This window comes from Acinetobacter sp. YH12117 (genome assembly GCF_013418865.1).
Lineage (GTDB): Bacteria > Pseudomonadota > Gammaproteobacteria > Pseudomonadales > Moraxellaceae > Acinetobacter > Acinetobacter indicus.
In genome coordinates, this window is the sequence record NZ_VPBF01000016.1 from 28,829 (window position 1) to 54,997 (window position 26,169).

The following is a 26,169-nucleotide window of genomic DNA, read 5'->3' on the forward strand; positions in this document are numbered from 1 at the left end:
TCATCATAAAGCCAAATAAAAAATGAAGCAGCATTTCAGATAAATGCTGCTTCAACAGAACAAAATAAAACTTAGAACTTATAGTTAAAGGTCAGGCTGGCACTGCGCTCCTGACCAAGCGTCATACGCGAACCGCCGTTGTTCAAGGTGCTGATGTATTCTTCATCTGCCAGGTTATAGACATTCAGGTTCAGTGAGGCATTTTCATTGAACTGATAACCGGCCATGGCATCAAATACCACATAGCTTGGAATGCTTGGCATATTGGCTGGAGCAGTGCTGTCGGTGACGACACGTTTTTGCTCATCGACATAACGTGCACCCAGACCCAGTTTAAAGCCGGCAATGTCATAGGTGGTCCATAATGAGGCGGTCCATTCCGGTGACCAGCGCACGCTATCGGTACGGGTCATGACATTGTCACGGAAACTTTGCTGATCTTCCTGTTTGGTTTTCATATGCGCCACACCGGCAGAAATATTCCAGGCATCGGTAATCTGGCCGACTGCACTCAGCTCAACCCCATCGACGATGGTTTTGCCTTCCTGGATGGATTCCTGTGTAATCGCATCTTGGGTAAACTGGTTTTCATTTTCCGTGCGATAGACTGCGGCATTCAGGGCTAGACGGCCATCAAGCAGATCCCATTTGGTACCCAGTTCATAATGATGGGTTTCTTGTGGTTCTGCCGCTGCGCTGTTAATGCCCGACTCAGACATTACAAAGTTGGCGCTGCCCGGTGGGGTTAAGGATTTGCCATAAGAGGCATAAACGCTGCTGTAAGCAGTTGGTTTGTACAGACCGCCAAGTTTCCAGCTCAGCAGGGTGTCATGCGCGCTGATATCTGAAGCTACAAGGGCATTTGTGCCGCGAGGTAAAGATAAGCCTTGATAGTCGGTTTCGTAATAATCTACCCGTACTCCACCGTTTAACTGGAAGCGTTCGCCAAATTTTAAGGTATCAAACAGATAAGCCGCAGCCGTCTGGGTTTCACCATCGCTATAAGCACCGTTATAGATCAGGTCGGCCATTGGATCATTGGGGTTTGGGTTATACAGGCTGGCTTCAGTGGTGGATACTGCAGGCTCATCCGGCATTTGGGTGGCCAGATTGCGGGTGTATTGCTGCTCTTTTAAAAATTCCAGGCCAGCTATCACATCATGTTCAATAGCACCGGTTTTCAGGTTCAGGTTTAAAGTGGTCTGGTTGGCCAGAATTTTATTTTCCTGATCGACGCCCTGACGTGAACGGCTGATGGTCCAGTCGGCTGGATTGGTCGAATCATGTGCAGAAATGGTGTTGATCCCGGTCAGGACTCGGTTCATCTGGGTTTGACCCAAACGGGTGATATTGGTCAGTTTCAGATTATCTGCCAGATCACTTTCAATTTTGGCAGTGAACATGTCGGCATCGACATCTTCGTAGTCATCTACATGGCCATAATAGTTTTCACGATTAACCTTACCAGCTTGGGCAATATCCGGATTGGCATTCCAGAAGCCTTCCATGCCAATGGTTGGAATACCACCATCAGGGATATTACGCTGACGGACGTGTTGTGAATATAAATACAGGCGGGTCGGGGTGTTCAGGCCAAAGGCAACAGATGGGGCAATGGCATAGCTGTTGTTTTCGAGCACATCACGGCCTTGCACGCCGCCTTCTTGTCCCATGACATTGAGACGAAAAGCGGTATTGTCATTGATGGCCTGGTTGATATCGGCCGAGAGGCGGGCATTTTCTGCGGTATTGTAGCTGGCAGAGACTTCGCTACTGTTTTGCAGATGCGGCAGTTTGCTGATCAGGTTGATATAACCGGATGCTGAACCACGACCGGCTTCGGCACCGGCCGGGCCTTTCACGACTTCAACCTGTTCCAGGTTAAATACATCGCGGCTGACTGCGCCCAAATCACGGATACCATCGACATAGGTAGAGGTTTGGGTAGAGAAACCACGCATCTGGAAGGTATCACCAGCGCTGGTATTGCCGTTTTCACCCATTTGTAAGGTAATGCCCGGAGTATTGCGTAGCGCTTCGACCAGTGATGTCGCGCCTTGTTCTTTTAATAAGGTTTGATTAATAACAGAAACTGTTTGTGGGGTATCGACCAGTGGCTGGGTCTGTTTCGCGGAGCTGAGCTGATTGGTTTTATATTTATTTTCAGCCTGAGATTTCACCGTGATTTCAGGAAGCTGGGTGACTTCTTCGGTCGCTGGGGTTGCATGTGCCATGAGCGGCAGGGTGGCTGCAAGGGCAACGAATGATGCAGTGCGTTGATGTTTACGGCTCTTAATCTGTGCCATGGTGGTGTATTTCCTGATATGAATGACAAAATTCCCTTACCACAATGATTTGAGTGCGCAGTTCAAATGCAGAGTAATGATGGACTTATTGTATGTTGTATACGCTCAATAAGTAATGCGAATTTTAGTGATAATAATTCTCAGTAACAATATGGAGATTGGTTAAAACAAGCTAAACAATCAAGAAAATATTTATGGATTGCTCGCATTTAATGAAATAAATCAATAAGAATATTTGAATAATCGTATTTTTGATTTAATTTGATCGGTTTTTAGAATTAAAAAACCCTGCCGGGGCAGGGTTTTGGGTTCTTATGTGAAATCAGGATTAGAAGTCATAAGAAATAGACAACCAGTAGTTGCGGCCTGGGAGGTAAGTACCAGAAGTGCTACGGCCCGTAGATAAGTATTTATAGCCCGTAACACCATTATTGGTTTGATGTTCTGTAAAATCTTTATCTAACAGGTTGTTTACAGCCATATTCAGGCGCAATTGATCATTCACTGTATAACTTGTACCTAAATTAAATAGGTTATATCCGGCGAATTTATTGCCATATATTTTGTAGACTTCTAGGTTATCTCCAGAGGTCGGAATGCTTGAAAAGCGTGTACGACTTGACTTGTACTCATGTTGCAACCAAATATCAAGTGCTGGATTAACATGCCATGTTGAGGTTAAGTTAAATGCATTTCGAGGATTGTTGTTGTAGTACAGGCCTTCATCTTCACCATCAGTAATTTCACTTTTTGTATAAGTGTAAGCCGCTTTAATATCCCACTCAGGAATAATACTATATTGAAGGGTCGTTTCCGCACCGTAGACTTTCGCTTCTTGAGCATTGATGTCTTGTGAGCAGTTTGTGACAGGGCATATTGGTTGTCCAGATAAATCGTTGCTTACGATTGCATCTTCAATCTGGTTATAAAAGCCCGTTGCAGTAAAGTTAATTTGATCATTTGGTTGAAGATTAAAGCCAAGTTCATAGTTTGTAGATGTTTCTGGCTTTAGGTCTGGATTACCAAAAATATAAGTTGAGCCTTGACCACTCATATCAATCAAGCCGTTTTCGAGATCTTTAGCGGTAGGAGCTTTATAACCTGTAGTGATACCACCTTTGATGGTTAAAATATCATTGGTATTCCACACTAGGTATGCACGTGGGCTGAAATGACCACCAAAACCTGAGTGATCCTCGTAACGACCACCAAATGTTAGTCCTAGCTGATCAGTGAGTCGCCATTCATCTTCTGCATAAATAGCCCAAGAATTCTTGTCGAATTTATTTTTGCCTGTAATGTGCTGGGCAATATTATCTTCAATTTCTGAGTTTTTAAATTCTAAACCGGCAGTAACTTTATGGCCACCAAGCTGTGAAATAATATGGCTATCTGCTACAAGGTCAGTACTTTTTAAAGTACGGTCAGAGCCGATTAATGGGTCGGTACTACCTTTTGGGAAAGCCTCAGTTGGTAGTGTTCTTCCTTCTGTTTCAGTTTCTGAGTGGCTAATATAAGTTTTCCATAGACCAAAACTATAGTCACCTTCATGACCTATAGCCACTTGGTTACGTGAGAATTCCAGCTCATTTTTATAACCACTGGCTTTTTGTGCATTATCTTGTGTGCCTAAACGGTTATCGGTATTGTCATAAGTTTGAGAAGATTGAAAGCCATCTAACCAAAGAGAGTTTTGACTATCTGCTTGGAAAGTCAGTTTTGCACCAATATCGTAGTTTTCAGCTGTTGTTGGGCGCGGATCTCGGGAAGTGCCTTCACCAATACGTTCAGATTTATTACGATCGTAATAGCTGCCACGAAGTTGCAGGCCTAATTTTTCATTTAATAGTGGGCCGTTCAATAAGAAGCTTGTTTTCCAAGAGTCAGCTTCGTCATTATTTTCCATCACGTTACCACTGACAGTAACGTTGCCATTCCATTCATCAGATACTTTTTTAGTAATAATATTAATTACACCACCCATGGCATCTGAACCATACAGGGTAGACATTGGTCCACGGATGACCTCAATACGTTCAATTGCTGAAAGTGGTGGCATGAAACTTGTCGCTGCTTCAGCAAAGCCGTTAGGCATAATATTATCACTAGCTGTCGTTTGACGGCGTCCATCAATTAGGATCAGGGTGTCAGAAGCTTTCATACCACGCATGCTGACATTTAATCCACCCGTTTTACCAACGCCATTACGCACGTCGATACCCGGAACATCTGCTAACAAATCAGCAATACTGGTGGCATTTTTCTTTTCAATATCTTCTTTTGTGACCACGCTAATAGAAGCAGGTGCATTTTTAATATCTTGTTCAAAACCTGCCGCAGAAACCACAATCGTAGATAATTGATGTGTCGGGTCAGCTGTTGTTTCAGTGGTTGTATTTGCAAATGCGGAACTAGCAGAAATTCCAAGAATCGCGAGCGAAAGCGGGCGAAGGTTAAAGGTGCGCATAACCGAATTCCAGTATTGGGATATAAGAAGAATAGTTAAAAATATGAGTTAAAAACCATTGAATATTAATGATAGTACTTATCATTTGCAACAAATATTAGACAATAGACAAAAATAGCGAAGGGAATATGAAGAATTTAAGCCGAAAAATTGTTCTGATCGCTTGTTATTTTGTATATCTTTAAATGTTGTCATATAATATGGCACTTTTTTAAAAACTGTTATTACTAAATATCGAGGAAGCCATGCAAGTAACTTCTGAAGCGGTTTCGGGCGTTGCCCGTCGTTTAAATGTATCTGTACCGACGAGCCGTATTAACGAGCAGTTCGAAGCTCGCTTAAAACGCACAGCTAAAACTGCGAAGATTAACGGCTTCCGTCCAGGTAAAGTGCCTGTAAACGTTGTACGTCGTGAATATGGCGCGGGTATCTATCAAGAAGTTGTAAACGACATCATTCGTGACACCGTATTTGAAGCAATCCAACAAGAAAAAATCAATGCTGTTGGTATGCCAAACATTGAAAAAACTGAAATGAAAGACGACGCTTTAGTATATGAAGCGACTGTTGAAGTTTATCCAGAAGTTGAAGTGAAATTCGAAGGTCTGGAAGTTGAGCGTAAAGCATCTGAAGTTAGCGACAAAGATGTAGATCAAATGATCGAAAACCTGCAAAAGCAGCGCGCAACTTGGGCTGAAACCAAAGGCATGGCGAAAAAAGACATGCAAGTCACTTTTGATTTCGAAGGCACAGTAGATGGCGAGAAATTTGAAGGTGGTTCTGCTGAAGACTTCAAACTGGTATTAGGTTCTGGCCGTATGATCCCGGGCTTTGAAGACGGCATCGTGGGCATGAAAAAAGGCGAAGAGAAAGTTATTGATGTAACTTTCCCGGAAGACTACCAAGCTGAACAGCTGGCAGGTAAAGCAGCTCAGTTCAAAATCAATGTAAAACTGGTTGAAAAACAAAAACTTCCAGAAGTTGATGCTGAATTCTTAAAAATCTTTGGTTTAACTGAAGAAGAAGGTGTTGAAAAGTTAAAAGCTGACGTTCGTAAAAACATGGAACGTGAAGTGAAAAACGGTCTTCGTAACCAGGTGAAAGGTGCAACGTTTGATGCACTGGTTGCTGCGAACGAAATCGAAGTTCCTGAATCTATGGTTAAGCAAGAAATTGACCGTCAACGTCAACAAATGATCCAACAGTTCACTCAGCAGTTTGGTGCGCAAGGTGCGAAAGCATTTGACTCAAGCATGCTTCCAGACGAACTGTTCAAAGAACAAGCTGAAAAATCTGTAAAACTTGGCGTATTGGTGAGCAAAGTTTTAGCAGACGCGAAACTTGAAGTGGATGCTGCACGTGTTGATGCTTACATCGAAGATATGGCATCTTCTTATGAAGATCCAAATGAAGTAATTGAATACTTCAAAAATGACAAACAGCAACGTGCTCAAATTGAAGCAGTTGTGTTAGAAGACCAAGTGGTTGATCACATTCTTGCAGCTGCAAAAGTGACTGACAAACAAGTCAGCTACGAAGACTTATTGAAAGAGCAACAAGCTCGTCAACAAGGCTAATTTCAGCTGAAGTAAAAAAGGCGCCTAAGGCGCCTTTTTTATATAATATAAAAACTTGGATGGTTTTAAAGTTTACAAAGCTTATGCAAAAAATATCCATGAATTGTGGGTGAATATTTTGCAATTTAGATGATTATCCCTCATATTGTGATCATGGGTGAACTCACAAGAATTTAGGAATAAATAAACGTATGTATGTTCCATCAATTGATAACGCATTGGTTCCAGTAGTCGTTGAGCAATCATCTCGTGGTGAGCGTTCTTTTGATATTTATTCACGTCTTTTGCGTGAACGGGTGATTTTTTTAACGGGTGAGGTTGAAGACAACATGGCCAACTTGATTGTGGCGCAAATGTTGTTTTTAGAGGCAGAGAACCCAGATAAGGATATTCATTTATACATTAACTCGCCAGGCGGTTCAGTCACTGCCGGTATGGCGATTTATGACACCATGCAGTTTATCAAGCCAGATGTGGTGACTTACTGTATGGGGCAGGCAGCGTCAATGGGTGCATTCCTGCTGAATGCCGGTGCCAAAGGCAAACGTTACTGCCTGGAAAATGCCCGGGTCATGATTCACCAGCCTTTAGGCGGTTTCCGTGGTCAGGCCTCTGATATTGAAATTCATGCGCGTGAAATCCTGTTCATTAAAGAGCGCTTGAACCGTTTGATGGCAGAGCACAGTGGCCAGGACTATGAAAAAGTGGCCAAAGATACCGACCGTGATAACTTTATGACTGCACAGCAGGCCAAAGAATACGGTTTAGTGGACGAAGTGTTATCTAAGCGTCCATAAGTTTTAAAGATTTAAATTGGAGAGAATATGTCCGAACATCCTCAAGGACAAAAACATTGTTCATTTTGCGGTAAAACGCAGTCTGAAGTCGGGAAGCTGATTGCAGGCGAGGACGCATATATCTGTAATGAATGTGTGGACGTATGCCTGGATCTGGTTCAGACCAGTCAACAAGTTGAGTCGAGTGACTGGGCCGCCCGTCCGTTGCCAAAACCGCATGAAATTCGCGCTGCACTGGATCAATACGTGATTGGTCAGGACCTGGCGAAAAAGACCTTATCAGTGGCAGTTTATAACCACTATAAGCGTCTGAAAGTGACGCATAACGGTCAGAAAACCAATGATGCAGTCGAAATTGCCAAAAGTAATATCCTGCTGGTGGGTCCAACCGGTTCGGGTAAAACCTTATTGGCACAGACTTTAGCGCGTTTGCTGGATGTTCCGTTTGCCATGGCCGATGCCACCACCTTAACCGAAGCCGGTTATGTGGGTGAAGATGTTGAAAACATCGTGCAGAAGCTGCTGCAAAAAGCCGATTATGATGTCGAAAAGGCGCAAAAAGGCATTATCTATATCGATGAAATCGACAAGATTACCCGTAAGTCTGAAAACCCGTCGATTACCCGTGATGTATCGGGCGAGGGTGTGCAGCAGGCCTTGCTGAAAATGATTGAAGGCACAGTGGCCTCTATTCCACCGCAGGGTGGCCGTAAGCATCCGCAGCAGGAATTTATCCAGATTGATACTTCCAACATCCTGTTTATCTGTGGTGGTGCATTCTCGGGTCTAGAGAAAATTGTGCAGCAACGTCAGGAAAAAGGTGGTATTGGCTTTACCGCTGAAGTACGTAACAAGGATGAAAGCAAAAAGCTGTCTGAACTGTTCCGTCAGGTTGAAGCAACAGATTTGGTGAAATTCGGTTTAATTCCGGAATTTATTGGCCGTTTGCCAGTCATTGCAACACTGGATGAGCTGGATGAAGACGCATTAATGCAGATTCTGACCGAGCCGAAGAATGCCTTGACGCGTCAATACGAATATCTGTTCGAGATGGAAAATGTCGACCTGATCTTTGATGACGCTGCATTACGTGCGGTGGCGAAAAAAGCCTTGGAACGTAATACAGGTGCGCGTGGTCTGCGTTCAATTCTGGAAAATGCCTTGCTTGAAATCATGTATGACTTGCCAAGTCGTAGTGATGTAGGCACGGTTATTATCACGGAGGCAGTGATTAATGGTCAGGCCAAGCCAGAATTAAAACCGGAACGTCAAAGTAAAGAAGCTGCGGTAGAACAGCCGAAAGCCGATTTAAAAGTCGTGAATTCAAAAACGGCTTAAGACGCTATTCGTCAGAAACGTGCGGAAATCAACGGTTTTCGCACGTTTTTTATTTGAAAAAACAAGACAGAGTGCTAATCTCTGCATCAGGGCCTGGATGCCAAACCCAATAAAAATATTGAAAAAGTGTTAAGTGTAAAAATAAAAACGAAGGAATGAGGGATGTTCATGCGTGCTATATCAATCGTATTTCTGGCTGTCGCATTGGCTGGCTGTCATGGGAAGTCGTCAACCGAGGCGCAACTGCCGCCCACCTCTACGTTAAAAGCTATTGATCAGAACGAAAAGCCGAGTTTGCTGGAACAGTACCGCTTTGGCATGTTTACCATTGGCGGTTGGGTCAATCAGAAATTGGGTCAGCGCTTTCAAGCCATTCAGCCGCAGCATGATCAGGCCGCTGTGGTGTATTTATATCGTCCGGATTCACGCTGGAACCGTCAGGAAATTGTAGCCTCCAGCCTATTTATCAATAGCGAACGCATCCCAAGCCTGCTGCATAATCATTATTACTGGATTGAATTGCCTGCCGGGGATTATCGTTTATCTACCAGTCGTCCTTTAGGTGTGCAGCATTTCCAAAAGCCGAAGTATCTGGATTTTTCCGTTGAAGCAGGCAAGTCCTATTTTATTAAATATGATGAAGAAAATAGCAGTACCCGCCGCACGATTTCTGGTCCCTTAATCATGATGCCGGAAACGGTAGGCCTCAATGAAATTGCTTTTACTCAATTGAAATCGCACAGTTATAATTTTGTGGCTGAAGACCAGAGCACCGGTAAAATTCGCTCTAAGGCACAAAAAATCAAACATGCCGATTATGACCCGGCCAGCGATGTGCAGTTGACCAAGCCATTTAAATTGTGGGACCCACGCACCTGGTAAAAATGCTTGATATTGAGAAATAAAAAAGCACCCAGATTTGGGTGCTTTTTTAATCGCTTCAACAGCATTCATTAGCCAGCAGCGGCATCAACCACTGGAATCTTGCCAATTTTAGCTTGCCAGATTTTTGGCGCAGTCGCGTGTACAGAAGTACCGTTTACGTCAACTGCGACAGATACCGGCATGTCTTTTACTACAAACTTGTAGATCGCTTCCATACCCAAGTCTTCAAAAGCAACCACTTCAGCTTCACGGATTGCTTTAGATACCAGGTACGCAGCACCGCCCACAGCCATTAGGTAAGTTGCTTTGTTGTCTTTAATCGCTTCAATGGCTGCAGGACCACGGTCTGCTTTACCAATCATGCCATAAAGGCCAGTCGCTTCTAGTACTTGACGTGTGAATTTGTCCATACGAGTCGCTGTTGTCGGACCTGCAGGGCCAACCACTTCATCACCGACTGGATCAACAGGGCCTACGTAATAGATGAACTTGCCTTTCAAATCAACCGGTAATTCTTCACCGTTGTTGAGCATGTCAACCATACGTTTGTGTGCAGCATCACGGCCGGTATAGATGGTACCGTTTAGCAGCAGTGTATCGCCTGGTTGCCAAGAGTTCATTTCTTCTTGGGTGATGTTGTCGAGGTCAACACGTTTAGACGAAGATGAGTCCCAAGTAACTTCAGGATAATCTTCAAGACGTGGTGCCTGAATATGGGCAACGCCTGAACCATCTAAAGTGAAGTGTGCGTGACGTGTTGCAGCACAGTTCGGAATCATACCGACTGGTTTGCCCGCAGCGTGGCAAGGATAATCTTTAATCTTGATGTCAAGTACAGTGGTTAAACCGCCCAGACCTTGTGCACCAATACCCAGCGCGTTTACTTTTTCGAAGATTTCAATACGAAGTTCTTCAAGTTTATTTTGTGGACCACGACGAAGCAGTTCGTCCATGTTGATCTCTTCCATGAGTGCTTCTTTGGCCAGCATCATGGCTTTTTCGGCAGTACCACCGATCCCGATACCAAGCATACCTGGTGGACACCAGCCTGCACCCATGGTTGGAACAGTTTTCAGTACCCAATCTACGATAGAGTCAGATGGGTTGAGCATTGCCAGTTTAGATTTGTTTTCTGAACCGCCACCTTTGGCTGCAACAGTAATGTCGACTTTGTTACCTGGAACCAGTTTGTGGTAAATCACCGCAGGGGTGTTGTCTTTGGTGTTCTTACGACCAAATGCAGGGTCAGCAAGTACAGATGCACGCAGGACGTTCGAATTTTCTAAGTAACCTTGGCGTACACCTTCGTTAATTGCGTCGTCTAAGCTCATTGTTAAATCAAATTTAACATCCATGCCCACTTCAACGAATACGTTGACGATACCGGTATCTTGACAGATTGGGCGGTGACCCTCTGCACACATACGAGAGTTAATTAAGATTTGTGCAATCGCATCTTTTGCAGCTTTGTTTTCTTCACGGTCATACGCACGGCTCATCGCTTGGATGAAATCTTGTGGGTGATAGTAAGAAATGAACTGAAGCGCATCTTTAACCGATGTGATCAAGTCATCTTGCTTGATAATAGTTGTCATATCAAAATTCTCTTGAGCGGGCTGATAGCTAGCGGGCTAAATTATAAGACAAAATGACGGCATTGTGGGCGTTTTAGAAGCGGATTGGCCGAAAGTTTATAGTGGTGCTTTTACGCGGGATTTTGGGTGATTTTTACTGTATTTGGCAGGAGGTTTTGTCATATTTGAGCTGAAATTAATGTCATATTACAGCTTAAGTTTAGATAAAATTTTATTAAGTTGTTGAATTTTAATTATTTAATAAAATTTAAATATTTCAGCTTTGTCATATAACTGTCATAAAACTTTCGCATAATTGTCACATCCAAAAACGAGACCTTAAAGATGACAACAGGTATTTTGATGGTTGCGGGCTTTTGTGTATATATCGCTGCAACTTGGATGTATGGCCAAAAAGAAGATCAAGCTTAAGCTTTATCTTCTTTTTTCATTTTAGGCTGATAAAAATAATATTTTTCTCAATTCTCAATTCTCAATTCTCAATTCTCAATTCTCAATTCTCAATTCTCAAAATTTGTTTATAGCTTTGCTTTATCCTCCTTTAAAGAAGGCAAGTTCTAAAGCTCGATATGCTGAAATCTGATACCCCACTTTGTCTTGCATTAAACGATAAAAACTTTCAAAAACCGCCTCATTTTTTAATTCGTCCAGAAGCGTTAGATATTCCAGATAAGTTTCAGGACGTTTAAATGCGAAGTTATGGGGTTCGTTGCCGCTTAAGAATCTAAATACACGGCTATCCCAAATCGCATAGTGTTCAGGATGAATAAAGTGCAACAATTTAGATACACCGACAAGAGAGTTATTGAATGCACTTTTGAGTGTTTGAAGTTCTGGTACTGTTAATTGATGACCTTGTTTTGCTTTGTTAAATATTTTGATCAGATCATCTGCTGCAGTTAAATCAATTTTTTTCAAAATAGTCGGCATCTACGAATAGGTAAAGCTGATGCCGATAACAATGTCATCCAAGGTGAGTACATCTGTCTTTTTGGAATAATTTAAAAAATGGGAATACGCAATGAGATAATTTTCTTGCTCTTTGTCAAATTGATTGGCGATTTCAAAGATCTGTTTAAAAACTTCGTTGTTATTTTTTAATGTTAAAGGCATGTGATTACCACCTAACCTATACAGAAAATGAGATGTATTTGATACGTCTGGTCTAAATTAAAAAACCACCCTATCTTTCGACAGGGTGGGTGAAGCGGAGCTTGTTAAAAACAGTTGTTTAAGCAGACTGCTGTTCAGCCTGAATTGCAGTTAGAGCAATGGTAAACACAATATCATCGACCAATGCACCGCGTGACAGGTCATTTACCGGCTTGTTCAAACCTTGCAACATTGGGCCAACACTCACCACATTGGCAGAACGTTGTACTGCTTTATAAGTGGTATTACCTGTGTTCAGGTCAGGGAAAATAAATACATTGGCACGACCAGCCACCTGAGAGTTTGGCGCTTTAGAACGACCAACGCTTTCAACCGATGCAGCATCGTATTGCAGCGGGCCATCAATCAGCAGGTCTGGACGGCGCTGTCTGGCAATTTCAGTCGCTTGCGCTACTTTTTCTACATCGGCACCGGCACCTGAAGTTCCGGTTGAGTAAGAGATCATGGCAATACGCGGGTCAATACCAAAGGCTTTGGCCGAGTCAGCAGATTGAATGGCAATTTCAGCCAGTTGTTCTGCATCGGGGTCCGGGTTAATCGCACAGTCACCATACACATAAACTTCATCTGGCAGCAGCATAAAGAACACTGAAGATACCAGTGAATATTCAGGTGCGGTTTTAATTAGCTGGAAGGCCGGACGTACGGTATTGGCCGTGGTATGTACTGCACCAGAAACTAAGCCATCAACCTGATCCAGCGCCAGCATCATGGTACCTAAAACCACCGTATCCTGAAGCTGTTCGCGTGCCTGTAATTCGTTAAGTTTGCCTTTACGCAGCTCAACCATTTTCTCGACATAGTTTTCGCGAATCAGGTCTGGATCAATAATTTCTAAGTCATGCGGCAATTCAATACCACGGGCTTTGGCCACTTCAACCACGGCTTCTGGTTTGGCCAGCAAGATGCAGTGTGCAATACCACGCGATTGACAGATGGCCGCAGCCTGAACTGTGCGTGGCTCATCACCCTCAGGTAAAACAATGCGTTTTTTCGCCGCAATTGATTTTTGTACCAGCTCATGACGGAAGGCAGAAGGTGATAAACGTGGGCTATGCGCACCGCTAATCAGCGAGTTTAACCATTCCGGATCAATATGGCTGGACACAAAACGGGTCACCTGTTCGGCGCGTTCAATATCATCGACTGGAATTTCATTACCGAAAGTCGAGAGTTGTTGCGCAGTTTCAAAGGTGGTTAAAGGGGTATGTAGTACAGGCAAACCTTGCTTGATGGCAGTTTGACAGAAATTTAAGGCCTGTTCATTCGGTTGATGCTGCTCGGTTAAGACTAAGCCTGCTAAAGGAATGCCATTGCTGTTTGCCAGACTGCTGGCCAGTAGTACATCGGTACGGTCAGCTGCGGTAATAATCAGTTCACCGGCCACAAACTTGTGCAGTTCATGCTCGATATTCGAAGTAATCAGGCTGCTATGTAACACACGGCGTGTATTGGCTTCGCCTTCATGAATCCACTGGGCAGAAATATGCGCCGCCAGATCAGACAGGCGCGGCACGCTCAGGGTATTACTAAATGGTACCAAACCAATCACTGGCAGTTTTTCTGTGCCAATGTAGCTATAAGTTTGCTGAATGCTGGCCACAAACTTGCTGGTGTCTGACAGTAAACGCAGGTTTGGATCAATCGTCACAGGAATTTGCGCAGAATCTTCTGGCAAACCTTTGGTACGCATAAACAGCACACCGCGTAAACGGTTCGATTCTGCACCACCGAAGTTACGAATCTGGTGTTCAATTCGTTCAGCAGAGCGAAGCGGATTGTTGATGTCGGCACCGCTGACAATCACTACCTGTGCATCTAGGGCTTGAGCCAGCAGGGCATTCAGGTCATCTGCGAAGCTGTCACGGAAATTCGGTAACAGGCCTTCGACAATAATCAGGTCATGCTGTTTGGCCACTTGGCGGTGTAAGCGAACCGCTTCTTCTAGTAATTCATCTTGCTGGTCATGGCTTAGTTGATGCACCACCTGTGCATAAGGAATGGGTTGAACCGTTTTGGTTTTAGAGACATGCTCAAACAGCGCTGTCGTCCGTTCGTTTTCAGGCTGTAATTCTTGAGAGAAAGGTTTGACGAAACCGGGTTTAATGCCCTGGCATTCCAAAGCATACACCAGACCTAAACATGCAGATGTTAGACCAACACCTTCTCCAGTTGGGACAAGTAGAATTGTTTTCATAAGGTATTATTCAAATCAGCCAAAAGTAAACAGGGTAAAACTACGATTGCTTAAGCAATCGCAGTTTCTAATTCAGACTTTTTTGCCGGAGTTGCTCCCAACTCAGACTCCACCACCGCGCTGGTTTCTTTGGCGATACGGCCTTCTTCATCGGTTGGAACTACCCAGATTTGTGGACCGGTACCGTTATCGATACGACCTTCGGTGCCACGTTTCAGGCTGTCATTCTTCTCTTTGCTAAAGTTAAAGCCGAAGTGTGGTAAGTAAGACAGGGTTTTTTCACGGATATAAGCCGAGTTTTCACCAATACCACCTGTGAAGAACAGGCCATCTAGACGCGGTAAGCCACAGCTTAAGGCTGCTAAAGATTTCGCTAAACGGTAGCAGAATACTTCAATCGCCAGAGCTGCATCTTCATTGCCTTGTTCAGAAGCTTCAATCAGGGTACGCATATCGTTAGAGAGGCCAGATAAACCGAGTAGACCGCTTTGGCTGTTCAGCATCTTGTCAATTTTGTAGATATCCCAACCCAGGTTGCTGGCCAGGAAAGTGTGTAAAGATGGATCTACATCACCACTACGGGTACCCATCACCAGACCTTCAAGTGGGGTAAGGCCCATAGAGGTATCTACACTTTCACCGTTCCAGATGGCACAGGTCGAGCTACCATTGCCCAGGTGCGCTGTTAACCAGCCGCCTTGTTTCAGGCTGCCGGCCAGTTCTGAACCACGTTCAGAAACATAGGCATGGCTGGTGCCGTGGAAGCCGTAACGACGTACGTTATGATCGGTGTACAGGAATTTTGGCACAGCATAACGATAAGCATGTGCTGGCATGGTCTGGTGGAATGCGGTATCAAATACAGCAACCTGAGGTAATTCAGGGAATAAACGCATGGTCGCTTCAATGCCTACCAGGTGCGCCGGGTTATGTAACGGTGCCAGTGGGGTTGCTTCACGAATGCGTTGAATAATTTCTGGGGTTAAGCGCTCGGCTTTGGTCAAGCTGCCGCCATGTACCACACGGTGGCCAATCGCTTGAGGATTGTATTGTGACAAGCGCGATAAAATGGTTTCTAAGGCTTTTTCATGATCTGCGTGCGGAATAGAAAGTTCGAGTGGTTCACCTCCGACAGTGATCCCTTTAATACGTGCCTCGGCAGATCCTAAATTTTCAGCCAAACCAAAAATACGGTCTTCGCGACGTTCAGAAACAAGCGCGTATTTAATTGAAGAAGATCCGCAGTTAATTACTAATACAGTTGTAGACACGTTGTTTTACCCGAATTCTAATTGAAATATTTGTATCCCGTATTGATCTGCACCTGTTCCAACACGGTGCAATCTTGATCAATAACTAATTTTTATCATGGGATGGGTATCGCTTCTAGATAGACTTTAGGAGATTAGACTTAAGCACTATCGACCCTTTCGGGAATAATAACTAAAATTTATCGGTTGATAGATTTCATTTATTAATAAAATAGTAGTCATGTCCAGTCGCGTTGTTCTTCTCTTTACCATAACACGCCTTGAATCAAAGCATCTGACAGAACTGTTTGAAAATATTTCTTATTCCTTCATATTCAAGGTTTCTGATACTTCATTTCCGACCAGCGCACAATCACATAGGCAAATAGCGCCACCATGAAAAATACCAGCATCATCCAGGCCAAGCCTTGCAGGGTTTCAATTAAGGTGCGGTAAATTTCCAGAAACCAGCGTTCCTGCGTCAGTTCAATAATAATTTTCTGGTCGTTTTCGCTATAGGTGAGCGGGGTAATGTATTTTTCCATGTCATAAATCCGGATTCCGGAGGATGTTCCAACCACCATGCCGGCAAATTTGGTATATCTGGCCCAGGCTTCATGAATCGGATCATGAATAATACGCGCCAGAATACGGTTAATGGAACTGGAAAAAATACGCATCACCACAAATGACACCAGCAGTGCCAGAACAAATGTGGTCACAATTAAATAATAGAACATTGTCCACCTCTTATTCTCATTCTTAAGACAGTGTACGGTGGAATAGACAGGGAAAACAGCAGAAAAATGTTCAGCCTCCGCAAAGGCTGAACATTCATATATTTAGAGAAGTGAGTTATTGGCGAATCTGGCCATCTCCAAACACCACCCATTTTTGCGAGGTCAGACCTTCCAGACCGACTGGGCCGCGGGTGTGGATTTTATCGGTAGAAATACCAATTTCCGCCCCTAAACCATATTCAAAGCCATCGGCAAAGCGGGTAGAGGCGTTAATCATCACTGAACTGGAATCAACACGGGCCATGAACTGACGTGCCAGACTGAAGTTTTCAGTAATAATGGCATCGGTATGATGCGAGCCATATTTATTGATATGGGTAATCGCTTCATCCAGACCCGACACCACTTTAATGGCCAGAACCGGACCAAGATATTCGGTATACCAGTCGCCTTCGGTAGCCGTTTTAACGCTATCGCCTAAAATGCGCTGGGTTTCGGCGCAGCCACGGAGCTCGACCTGTTTTTCTGCATACAGCTCGGCAATGCGCGGTAAAAACTCATCTGCAATGGCTTCATCCACCAACAAGGTTTCCATGGCATTACAGACGCCATAACGATGGGTTTTGGCATTCAGGGCAATCGGTAGGGCTTTTTGCAAGTCAGCCTGTGCTTCGACAAAGACATGACAGTTACCATCCAGATGTTTAATTACCGGAATACGGGCTTCATTGGTGATGCGCTCGATTAAGCCTTTACCGCCACGTGGCACAATCACATCGACATATTCCGACATGGTAATTAACTGGCCTACAGCGGCACGATCCGGCGTATTGATGACCTGTACCGCCGTTTCTGGCAAGCCTGCAGTTTTCAGACCGTGCTGAATGGCTTCGGCAATGGCTTTATTCGATTCCAGCGCTTCTGAACCACCACGTAAAATAATGGCATTGCCTGATTTTAGCGCCAGCGAAGCTGCTTCTAAGGTCACGTTCGGACGGGATTCATAAATCATGCCGACCACGCCCAAAGGCACACGCATTTTGCCAATCTGAATACCCGACGGACGATAGGCCATATCGGTAATTTCACCAATTGGGTCAAGCAGGCCAATCACATCTTTCAGGCCCTGTAACATGCCTTTAAAGCGCGGGGGAGTCAGTTCTAAGCGATCAAGCAGGGCGCTATCCAGATTGTTGTTGCGACCTTTGGTCATATCAATCTGGTTGGCAGCTAAAATTGCTGTTTCACTGTTTTCAAGCGCAGTGTAAATAGCAGATAAAGCATGGTTTTTTGTTTGGGTAGAAGCACTTGCCAGAACTGCGGAAGCTTGGCGCGCTTGTTGTCCTACCGTTTGCATATATTGTTCAATAGACTCGTGCATAGCGGTTTGATCACTTAGAAATTTCTCCTCGATATTAACAGTCTAGGTCGGGACAATGAAGCAGTTTGATGGAATTTTCCGCAGGAAAGCCGGAAAAGCGCTAAACATTTTGAAATTGTTTCCTGTTTAAAAGCAGACAAGTGGTTGCAGAAGAGGTTGCGTGTCAAAACGACACCTGTATAGAATGAAACACGATGGACATTGAAGTCATACAAATAACAATGAAAGAGCAGGATGCGATTTTTGCTCAATTTTAGAAATCATCTCTTGCACAATAAAAATAAGCGCGAGAATGGAGGAAAGGAATATGAATTCCATTATCCAAATGGACTCGGAAGTCGGGCAGTCAAGTGCTCACTTTGGTTTTTTTGATCTTTACGATAAGCACAGTTTCAAACAGCCAGCGCGTACAACCTGGATTGACGGTTGGAAGATTGAATACATGGCGATTGCTCGCCCAGACACCTTGCACATGACGCCGATGGTGATTATCGGGGGCGCTTTTCAGAATTTTAACTCCTATAAATACTGTGTTGAACAACTGTTTGATGCCGGCCCGATTATTCTGATTGACTTACCTTCCATGGGCGCCAACCAGCAAATCAGCAATGTCGATACTGGCATATCTGCCGGTACGCTGGAGCTGGAAGATCTGGCAGCCATGCTCGGCCGCTGGCTGGATATCGTTGGCTTGAGTCAGGTCACGGTATTGGGCATGTCCCTTGGTTCTGTGGTGGCATCCTGTTTGGCGCATCAGCGTCCGGAACTGATAGACCGCATGATTCTGATGGGTGTCATGCAAAAGACCCGGAAAAGCTGGCGTATGCTGCTGGAAGAATCGCTGCATTTAATGAAAGAGCAGCGTATGGATGAGTTTGGTCAGGCGGTAATTTTATATCTGGTCAATCATGCCAAGCTGGAAGCGACCCGCATGTCGCCAACCGCCAAGCGGCTGTTCTTCCGGCAAATGGCCGAATTCACCGCCACCGAACAGGAACGCTATGATATCAATTGTAATCGTCTGCTGCGCCTGACTCACGTTCCTATTCCGCAGTGCAAGGTGCTGGTGGCCTGTGGTCAGTATGACAGTTTTACCTTGCCACATGAAAATGCCAATTTTGCCCTGCAATGTCCGGACATGGAGTTTGCCATGATTGCCAATGCTGATCATGTGCCGCAGTTGCAGCGCCGTAAAGAAACCATGCGCCTGTTTGCCACCTTTTTAAGAGATGAGCCGATTCAGTCGTTAGAAGGTATTATCCCCATGACCCGTGCCCAGCTCTTGACCATGGAGCGCCGTGGAGAAGAACGCATTGCTGTACAACAGCCATTTAGTCAGTTAACGCACCGTCATTCCGATTTAAGCTTTGCCACGGAAATTGTCGATCTGAACTTTTTTGGCGTATTGCTACGTTTTGAAGACGGACAGGCAGAACGGGCTGCGCAGTATGAGCGTGATTTGGCCCTGACACTCCAAGATGAAGAGGGTAGTTTCCAGATTGAGTGCCTGATTTTTGAAGTGCAGGATCAGCAGATTCGCGCTTTATTAAAACATGGTAGCTTTGATATTGCCGAGCGTTTGCTGCGTTATATCCAGCGTCAAAAAGGTTGTCTGGCAGCAATTGCCTAAATTGAGGTATCTAAAAATAAAACAGCGCAAAGGCGCTGTTTTTTTATGGGCTGATGAGGCTCAGAACTCTCTTTTAGGCACTGGGCTGTTTATGGCAGGCGTGCAGCACCCAGACAATATCACCCAAATGTTCTTCAGGGGCGGGCAGGTCCGGAGTGTGGAAATAGTGCTGCGGCTGCAGAATATCGACCCGCTCAAAACCGCTGGCTTTAACAAAGTCACGGACTTCACCCGGACTTTGAAAATGAAAACTAAAGGCGCTGCGAGACATGACTTTCAGTAATTTACTGCTGGTCCATATAAAGCTGGCCAGTTTGTTTTTCACCGGTTCAGGATAAATATCACTCAAGTAATGCAGTTCCTGAAAATGTTGTCCATATTGATAAATCCCATGCAGCAGTTTGCTGAGCATCGGCTTGTCGAAATAATTGATTAAGCCTTCACTAATAATTACCAGCGGTTGCTGCGGGTCAAAATGCTGAAAAATCTGGGCAAATTCTTCACTGAAAATATCGGCACTCAAGACTTCCGGTGCCTGCTGGTCCAGTTGTTGCAAGGCGGCGGTTTTCACCTTGGCCATATCTGGTAAATCCAGCTCGCGGTAATTCAGTTCAGGATATTTCTGGCGGAAATTCCAGCTCCGTGGGGACAGGCCGCAGGCAATTTCCAGCACCTGGGTACGAGGATTGCGGGCAATCAGCTCGGTCAGTTGCTGGTCAATAATGGTGTGGCGTTCTTTCAGGGTGGTGCGCATGCTGCCACCGACATATTTTTCGGCCCAGCTTTCCAGCGGATGGACCAATTTGGCCAGAAACTTGCCTTTTGAAGTAGCAAATACCGGATGCGAGATGCCCATTTGAAACCAGATATAGCCGGTATAGTGGGCAGTAAAGGATATATGGCGATGTTCGGAAAGCGGTTGGCTCATGCAAGGTCCTCTATTCTTTTTATTTATTCGGGGGGTTGGATTTATGTATTTGCATCATAAAGAAAAAGGAACAGCTTGTCCTGTTCCTTTGTCGGTATTACTGGCCGCTGTCTTTAAAGCGGACAATACGGTCGCGTACTGCCTGCCATTCCGGGCCGAGCTCCAGTACATCACCAATTTGAATTTCTGGAATCTGGCCGCGCATACGTGCTAAACGGGCCTGATTTGGTAACGGTAAATCCTGAATGCCGTCCAGTGCCAGACAGGCGGCGGCACGGTCATTACAGACCAGTCCCATATCACAACCGGCGTTTAAGGCCGCTTGAATGCGGGCATCGGCACCACCTGCCACACAGGCGGCCTGCATGCTTAAATCATCCGAGAACAGCACGCCATCAAAATTCAGCTGTTGACGTAGCACGGTCTGAATCCAGTACGGAGAGAAACCGGCCGGGTTCGGATCGACCTGATCATAAATTACATGCGCAGGCATTAGGGCATCCAGTTGGGCTTGCAGCTGGATAAAGCTTTGCATGTCTTTTTGCTGAATCTCTGCATAAGAACGTGAATCAATCGCAGCGGCCACATGCGAATCGGCCTTGACCGAGCCATGACCGGGGAAATGCTTGCCGGTGGTGGCCATACCAGCGCGCTGCATGCCACTTAAGAAGGCGCGTGCCAGTACGATAATATCGTCCATATTGCGGGCAAAACTGCGGTCACCAATGACATCGCTGATGTCATTTAAATCCAGCACCGGGGCAAAACTGAAATCAATACCGACCGCTAATACTTCGGTGGCCATCAGCCAGCCGCACTGTTCAGCCAGCTCGACCGCCAGTTCCGGCTGCTGCTGATACAGCTCGCCAAAACGGCCCATGGCCGGCAGTAGGGTGAAACCCTGTTTTAAACGCTGCACCCGGCCGCCTTCCTGATCGACTGCAATTAAAATATCCGGACGTACCTGACGCATATGATCGGTCAGGGCGCGTACCTGCCGCGGTGATTCGATATTTCGACCAAATAAAATGACGCCACCGACTTGCGGAGCTTGTAAGAGTTGAATATCTTCTTGAGTAAGTGCTGTGCCAGCGATGTCGAGCATCAATGCGCCAATCATATCGGTTCCGGATTCAAATTTTTATCGAAAAACAATACCTGAATTCTGCAATGATTTGCTACATTTTGTCAGCACAGAATATGATAAAACTACACGACATAAACAGATTAAGTTGTTTAAGATTTTGAATCTGCTTGATTCGTCGCTAAGCAACCTTGTACTACTGGTCGAAAACCAAGGAAATACACATTATTTATGAAACTTCAAACGATAGCTTGTGCAGTTGCCGTGGCAACTGGGGGATTCTTCTTTAGTCACGCAATCAACGAAGCCATTGCTGCCAATAATACTGCTGCTGTTTCCAATACCATTGTTCCAACCCGGGAACAGGCCTTGGTGTCACGCCAGTTAGCGACCTTGGTTGACCGTCAGCATTACCTGAACCAGCGTTTAGACAGCAACACCTCCAATCGCATTTTTGATTTTTACATCGATAGTCTGGACCCGGAGCACACCTTGTTCCTGGCCGATGAAGTCGAACAGTACAAGAAAAAATATGGCGCCAATTTTGGAGCCGCCTTAAAAGCCGGTGATTTATCGGGCCCGTATCAGATTCATGCGCATTATCGTGAACGCATGCAGGCCTTCTATCAGTTTATGCTGGCCGAGCTGAAAAAACCGCAGAATTTAAAACAGCCGAATGTCACCATTGAGCTGGATCGTGAAAAAGCGCCGTTCTTTAAGACCCAGGCCGAGCAGCGTGCCCACTGGCAAAAAATGCTGGTGTCCCAGCTGATTAACCTGACCATCAGCAAAGAAGAAGAGCAGGCCAAACAAAAAGCCCTCAAGGAAAATCCAGAACTGGCCAATGGGCAAGATTTATCCGGCCCGGAAGATATGACGCCGGTGGAAACCCTGACCAAGCGTTATACTCGTCAGCTGGAACGCATGAGCCGTCTGAAAAGCGACGATGTGCTGGACAAAACCTTAAATGCGATGATGCTGACCTATGATCCGCACAGCAACTATTTCCCGCCTGTTGATGCAATGGAGCTGAACCGTCAGACCACCTTGCAGCTGGAAGGGATTGGGGTGTCGATTCGTCCGGATCGCAGCAATGAAGATTACACCAAGATTGAAACCATTGTTGAAGGCGGACCGGCGAGTAAATCTGGTCAGGTCAAATCTGGCGACCGGATTATTGGTGTCGGTCAGGATGGCGAGAAAATTGTGGATGTGATTGGCTGGCCAAGCAATGAAGTGGTCGGTCTGATTCGCGGTAAACGTGGCACCAAAGTGACCTTGCGTTTACTCGGTCCGGGTGCCTCGATGAGTCAGGCACGTACCGTGACGTTGGTCCGTGACATTATTCAGGAAGAAGATGCCGGGGTGCGTAACCGAACCGTGCAAATTCAACGTGATGGCAAAACCTATACCTATGGCGTGATTGAAATTCCATCATTTTATCTGAACTATCGGGCGCGCCGTGCCGGGGTGGAATACCGTTCGGTATCGGAAGACACCAACAATGCCTTGAAAACGCTGGCTGCCAAAAATGTCGACGGGATTATTGTCGATTTACGCAATAACCCGGGCGGCTCACTTGAAGAGGTGGCACGTATGCTGGGTCAGGTGATTAAATCGGGTCCGGTAGTACAAATCCGTGATGGCAATGGCAACGTGAGCGTGTTTGAAGACAATGATGGCGGTGAACAGACCTATGCTGGCCCGCTAGCAGTCCTGATTAACCTGGCCTCGGCTTCTGCCAGCGAGATTTATTCAGCCGCGATTCAGGATTATGAGCGCGGTATTGTGATTGGTAGCACAACCACCGGTAAAGGGACAGCACAGGTACAATTGGACACTCTGGCCTATGGTCAGGCCACGCTTACCCAGCGTAAGTTCTACCGGATTACCGGCGGCAGTACCCAGAACAAAGGGGTGATTCCGGACATTAAACTGGTAGATATCTACAATGAAGAATTTGGTGAGCGTAAGGCCAAGAATGCGCTGAAGTGGGACACCATTGCCACCGCACCATTTAAACGTGAGGGTGTGGTGCAGTCTTATGTGCCGCAACTGGCCAAATCTTCGCAGACCCGGGTCAGTATTGATCCGCAGTTCAAGTATCTGACTGAGCGTAAAAATATTGCCAAACAGGCAGAAGAGCGCAAAACGGCGGTGCTGGATTTAGATCAGCGCCGTGCCGAGCTGATTGAGCTGGAGCGTAAAACCTTAGCCGCTGAAAACGTACGTCGTCAGGCGACCGGTTTGGCGCCGTATCCAAACTGGGAAAGCTATCAGGCCTCACTGGAAGCGCAAGCCGAGTCACGGGCCAAAATGAAAGCCAACCAGCGTCCACCACTGCCGGAAGAAGAAGTCTTTGTGAGCGAAGCGGCCAATGTGTTACTGGATTATAGTCAGTTACAATCAGGCACAGCCAAATAAGACCTTGGATGTGAGAAAAAGGCCGGTAGATGTACTGGCCTTTTTTGATGCTTTTGAGTTGAATAACTCAAGATCCAGATGAGCCGGCAAATCAACATGAAAAATGACGGTTTTCAGGGCGGAAAAACCGCATTTAGGCTTGACCTCAATGCGATAGTATAAGATTCTAGTTTGAGTTTTAATTCCTTGTTTTATCTTTATCTTTTAAAGCGGCAAATTCATGAGTATTTAGCGTTGAGTATAGTAACAACAAAAAAATAACCTATACGGAAGCTTTTTATGGTTCATATTCACTATGACTTTAGCCTGGTGGTAGGTTCAATTGCGGTTGCAATTCTGGCCAGTTATCTGGCTATTTCAACCCAGCAGTTCCTGCTCGGGGGAATCCGCCAGAAATCTGAAAAAGCCATGCTCTTGCTCAGTGGCCTATGCCTTGGCGTTGCTATTTGGGGCATGCATTTTGTCGGGATGCTGGCTTGCCAGTTACCAGCCAATTACGCGTTTAATCTGCCGCTAACCATTTTTTCTGGCGTTATTGCCTTTATTGCTTCCACCTTTGCCATCTGGCTGACCACCAAACCCACCCTGCCTTTTGCCCGTCTGGTGATTGGGGCAGTGTTAATGGGGCTCGGAATTTCCGGCATGCACTATACCGGTATGCTGGGCATGGTCGTAGAGAATCACCGGACCTATTATGATCCGCTACTGGTGGTGTTTTCGGTGCTCATTGCCATTAGTGGTTCCGGCCTGACCTTCTGGCTGGCGTTTCGTTTTAAAAATACCTTGCTTTACTATCGTCACTATAAGGTGATGATTGCCATTATGATGTCGCTGGCCATTGTCGGAATGCATTATACCGGCATGGCTTCGGTTTCTTACTATCCGATTGATACAGAACGTCTGGATGCGATCTATAAAACCGGTAATGGCATCTTGCTGTTTACCGTGATTTTTGTGACCAGTCTGGTGATGGTTGCCGCCTTTAGTGTGGCCGTGCTGGAGCAGCGTCTGGAAGAACGTAACCGCCAGCTGTCGCTGGTTAACCGTGAGCTGGCCAATCAGGCGGTGCAGGACAATCTGACCAAATTACCGAACCGTTTATATCTGGCTGAATATGCGCATTTGCTGTTTAGCGCCCAGCGCATCAATCAGCAGAATGTCGCGTTTTTATATATTGATCTGGACCGTTTTAAGGCGGTGAATGATGTATTTGGCCATCATGTTGGTGATCAGTTGCTGATTCAGCTGACCACACGACTGCATCAGCAGCTGAAATCGCAGGAAAAATTATTAAGAATTGGCGGTGATGAGTTCTTGCTGGTGTTGGAGCAGGCCACGGTTGAGGATGCGATTCAGGCGGCAGAAAATGTGCTGCACAGTGTACAGGAGAGTTTCCTGATTGCCGGCAAGAGTATTAATATTTCGGCCAGTATTGGTATTGCCATGTACCCGGAGCACGGCAACAACCTGCAAGATGTACTGATGAATGCCGATGCCGCCATGCTGACTTCAAAATATCAGGGCCGTAACACTTATTCGGTGTTTAATTACAGCATTGACCAGCAGGAAACCAAAAGCCAGACCAAGCTGCTGAATGATTTATATAAAGCTGTCGATGAACAGCAGTTTATTCTATTTTACCAGCCCAAATTTACCACCAGCACCCGGCGGATTTGTGGCGTCGAAGCATTAATTCGCTGGATGCATCCGGTGCATGGTCTGTTGACCCCGAATATGTTTATTAAAGGTGCGGAGAAGTCCGGCCTGATTATCCAGATGGGCTATTGGGCCCTCGAGCAGGCCTGCAAACAGATTCAGCAATGGGAACAGCAGGGACTGAAACTGTTTCCATTAGCAGTCAATCTGTCGGCGGTACAGTTCGAACATAAACATCTGTTTAGCACCTTAGAAAACTTATTCCGCCGTTATGCGATTGACCCGAGTCATCTCATGATTGAAATTACCGAAACCACTGCCATGCATCATGTGGAATCGAGTATTCGTAGTTTTAGACGCTTAAGAGAAATGGGCGTAAAACTGGCGATTGATGATTTTGGCACGGGCCATTCCAGTTTCCTGTATTTAAAAGATCTGCCGGTGGATGAGCTAAAAATTGACCGTGCGTTTATTAAAGACCTGTATCGCGATTCCAAAGAAGAAATGATTCTGGAAAGTATTATCCAGCTGGCGACCAAACTGGGATTGACGGTTACCGCAGAAGGGGTGGAAACGCCATTACAGGCCGAAATTCTGGCGCGTTTGGGTTGTCAGCAATTACAAGGTTATTTGCTGTCGATGCCGGTTGAGGTCAAGCGTTTGGAAGACTTGCCGCAAGTATAAAATGAAATTATCGGGTCTGATTAAGGTACTGTTTTTAGATAGCCAGATGTTTCAAAA

General features: G+C 45.5%; 18 protein-coding genes. 7 read left to right on the plus strand and 11 right to left on the minus strand.

The window, feature by feature from the left end:
• Nucleotides 1–71: 71 nt before the first annotated feature.
• Together FTU55_RS07660 and FTU55_RS07665 are read right to left on the minus strand one after the other, a co-directional pair.
• The gene (locus tag FTU55_RS07660; RefSeq protein ID WP_180046679.1) at nt 72–2,306 is read right to left on the minus strand and encodes a catecholate siderophore receptor Fiu; all 2,235 of its coding nucleotides are present in this window, start codon (nt 2,304–2,306) and stop codon (nt 72–74) included.
• Between the two features lie 328 nt (nt 2,307–2,634).
• A complete protein-coding gene (locus FTU55_RS07665; RefSeq protein ID WP_180046682.1) occupies nt 2,635–4,773 on the minus strand; it encodes a TonB-dependent receptor domain-containing protein in 2,139 nt (712 codons plus the stop codon).
• Between the two features lie 245 nt (nt 4,774–5,018).
• Here FTU55_RS07665 and tig point away from each other — a divergent pair, with 245 nt between their 5' ends.
• From tig to FTU55_RS07685, 4 genes are all read left to right on the plus strand, one after another.
• Nucleotides 5,019–6,350, plus strand: a complete 1,332-nt coding sequence (gene tig / locus FTU55_RS07670; protein ID WP_075167430.1) for a trigger factor — start codon at nt 5,019–5,021, stop codon at nt 6,348–6,350.
• Nucleotides 6,351–6,541: 191 nt separating this feature from the next.
• Nucleotides 6,542–7,147 carry an ATP-dependent Clp endopeptidase proteolytic subunit ClpP gene (gene clpP / locus FTU55_RS07675; RefSeq protein WP_005180162.1) on the plus strand — a complete coding sequence of 202 codons (606 nt, stop codon included), beginning with the start codon at nt 6,542–6,544 and terminating at the stop codon, nt 7,145–7,147.
• A gap of 27 nt (nt 7,148–7,174) precedes the next feature.
• Nucleotides 7,175–8,485 carry an ATP-dependent protease ATP-binding subunit ClpX gene (gene clpX, locus FTU55_RS07680; protein WP_075174636.1) on the plus strand — a complete coding sequence of 437 codons (1,311 nt, stop codon included), beginning with the start codon at nt 7,175–7,177 and terminating at the stop codon, nt 8,483–8,485.
• A 168-nt stretch (nt 8,486–8,653) separates the two neighbouring features.
• Nucleotides 8,654–9,367 carry a DUF2846 domain-containing protein gene (locus FTU55_RS07685; RefSeq protein WP_160240957.1) on the plus strand — a complete coding sequence of 238 codons (714 nt, stop codon included), beginning with the start codon at nt 8,654–8,656 and terminating at the stop codon, nt 9,365–9,367.
• 71 nt (nt 9,368–9,438) lie between these two features.
• Here the strand turns inward: FTU55_RS07685 and FTU55_RS07690 are convergent, their stop codons facing one another.
• From FTU55_RS07690 to FTU55_RS07715, 7 genes are all read right to left on the minus strand, one after another.
• Nucleotides 9,439–10,965, minus strand: coding sequence for a fumarate hydratase (locus FTU55_RS07690; protein WP_005180157.1), 1,527 nt, complete (start codon nt 10,963–10,965; stop codon nt 9,439–9,441).
• Nucleotides 10,966–11,496: 531 nt separating this feature from the next.
• Nucleotides 11,497–11,883 (minus strand): hypothetical protein, encoded by a 387-nt coding sequence (locus FTU55_RS07695; protein ID WP_257222767.1) that lies wholly within the window; start codon nt 11,881–11,883, stop codon nt 11,497–11,499.
• A gap of 12 nt (nt 11,884–11,895) precedes the next feature.
• Nucleotides 11,896–12,078 carry a hypothetical protein gene (locus FTU55_RS15130; RefSeq protein WP_228721957.1) on the minus strand — a complete coding sequence of 61 codons (183 nt, stop codon included), beginning with the start codon at nt 12,076–12,078 and terminating at the stop codon, nt 11,896–11,898.
• Between the two features lie 118 nt (nt 12,079–12,196).
• Entirely contained in the window at nt 12,197–14,335 is a 2,139-nt protein-coding gene (gene pta / locus FTU55_RS07700; protein ID WP_168395473.1) for a phosphate acetyltransferase, read from the minus strand.
• A gap of 50 nt (nt 14,336–14,385) precedes the next feature.
• Complete coding sequence (locus FTU55_RS07705; RefSeq protein WP_005180151.1) at nt 14,386–15,606, minus strand: acetate/propionate family kinase; 1,221 nt, start codon at nt 15,604–15,606, stop codon at nt 14,386–14,388.
• Between the two features lie 314 nt (nt 15,607–15,920).
• On the minus strand, nt 15,921–16,325 hold the full coding sequence (locus tag FTU55_RS07710; RefSeq protein ID WP_005180148.1) for a hypothetical protein: 405 nt from the start codon (nt 16,323–16,325) through the stop codon (nt 15,921–15,923).
• 115 nt (nt 16,326–16,440) lie between these two features.
• Complete coding sequence (locus FTU55_RS07715) at nt 16,441–17,706, minus strand: glutamate-5-semialdehyde dehydrogenase (RefSeq protein ID WP_180046684.1); 1,266 nt, start codon at nt 17,704–17,706, stop codon at nt 16,441–16,443.
• 307 nt (nt 17,707–18,013) lie between these two features.
• On the opposite strand from FTU55_RS07715, the gene FTU55_RS07720 reads away from it, so the two are divergent.
• Nucleotides 18,014–19,336, plus strand: a complete 1,323-nt coding sequence (locus FTU55_RS07720; RefSeq protein ID WP_168398965.1) for an alpha/beta fold hydrolase — start codon at nt 18,014–18,016, stop codon at nt 19,334–19,336.
• 73 nt (nt 19,337–19,409) lie between these two features.
• Here FTU55_RS07720 and FTU55_RS07725 read toward each other — a convergent pair whose 3' ends face one another.
• Nucleotides 19,410–20,264 (minus strand): class I SAM-dependent methyltransferase, encoded by an 855-nt coding sequence (locus FTU55_RS07725; protein WP_180046686.1) that lies wholly within the window; start codon nt 20,262–20,264, stop codon nt 19,410–19,412.
• A 97-nt stretch (nt 20,265–20,361) separates the two neighbouring features.
• Complete coding sequence (gene nagZ / locus FTU55_RS07730) at nt 20,362–21,384, minus strand: beta-N-acetylhexosaminidase (protein ID WP_016658574.1); 1,023 nt, start codon at nt 21,382–21,384, stop codon at nt 20,362–20,364.
• Between the two features lie 195 nt (nt 21,385–21,579).
• Between nagZ and FTU55_RS07735 the strand changes: the two genes are divergently transcribed.
• Together FTU55_RS07735 and FTU55_RS07740 are read left to right on the plus strand one after the other, a co-directional pair.
• The gene (locus tag FTU55_RS07735; RefSeq protein ID WP_016658575.1) at nt 21,580–23,772 is read left to right on the plus strand and encodes a carboxy terminal-processing peptidase; all 2,193 of its coding nucleotides are present in this window, start codon (nt 21,580–21,582) and stop codon (nt 23,770–23,772) included.
• Between the two features lie 279 nt (nt 23,773–24,051).
• A complete protein-coding gene (locus tag FTU55_RS07740) occupies nt 24,052–26,112 on the plus strand; it encodes a bifunctional diguanylate cyclase/phosphodiesterase (protein ID WP_163145422.1) in 2,061 nt (686 codons plus the stop codon).
• Nucleotides 26,113–26,169 lie beyond the last annotated feature (57 nt).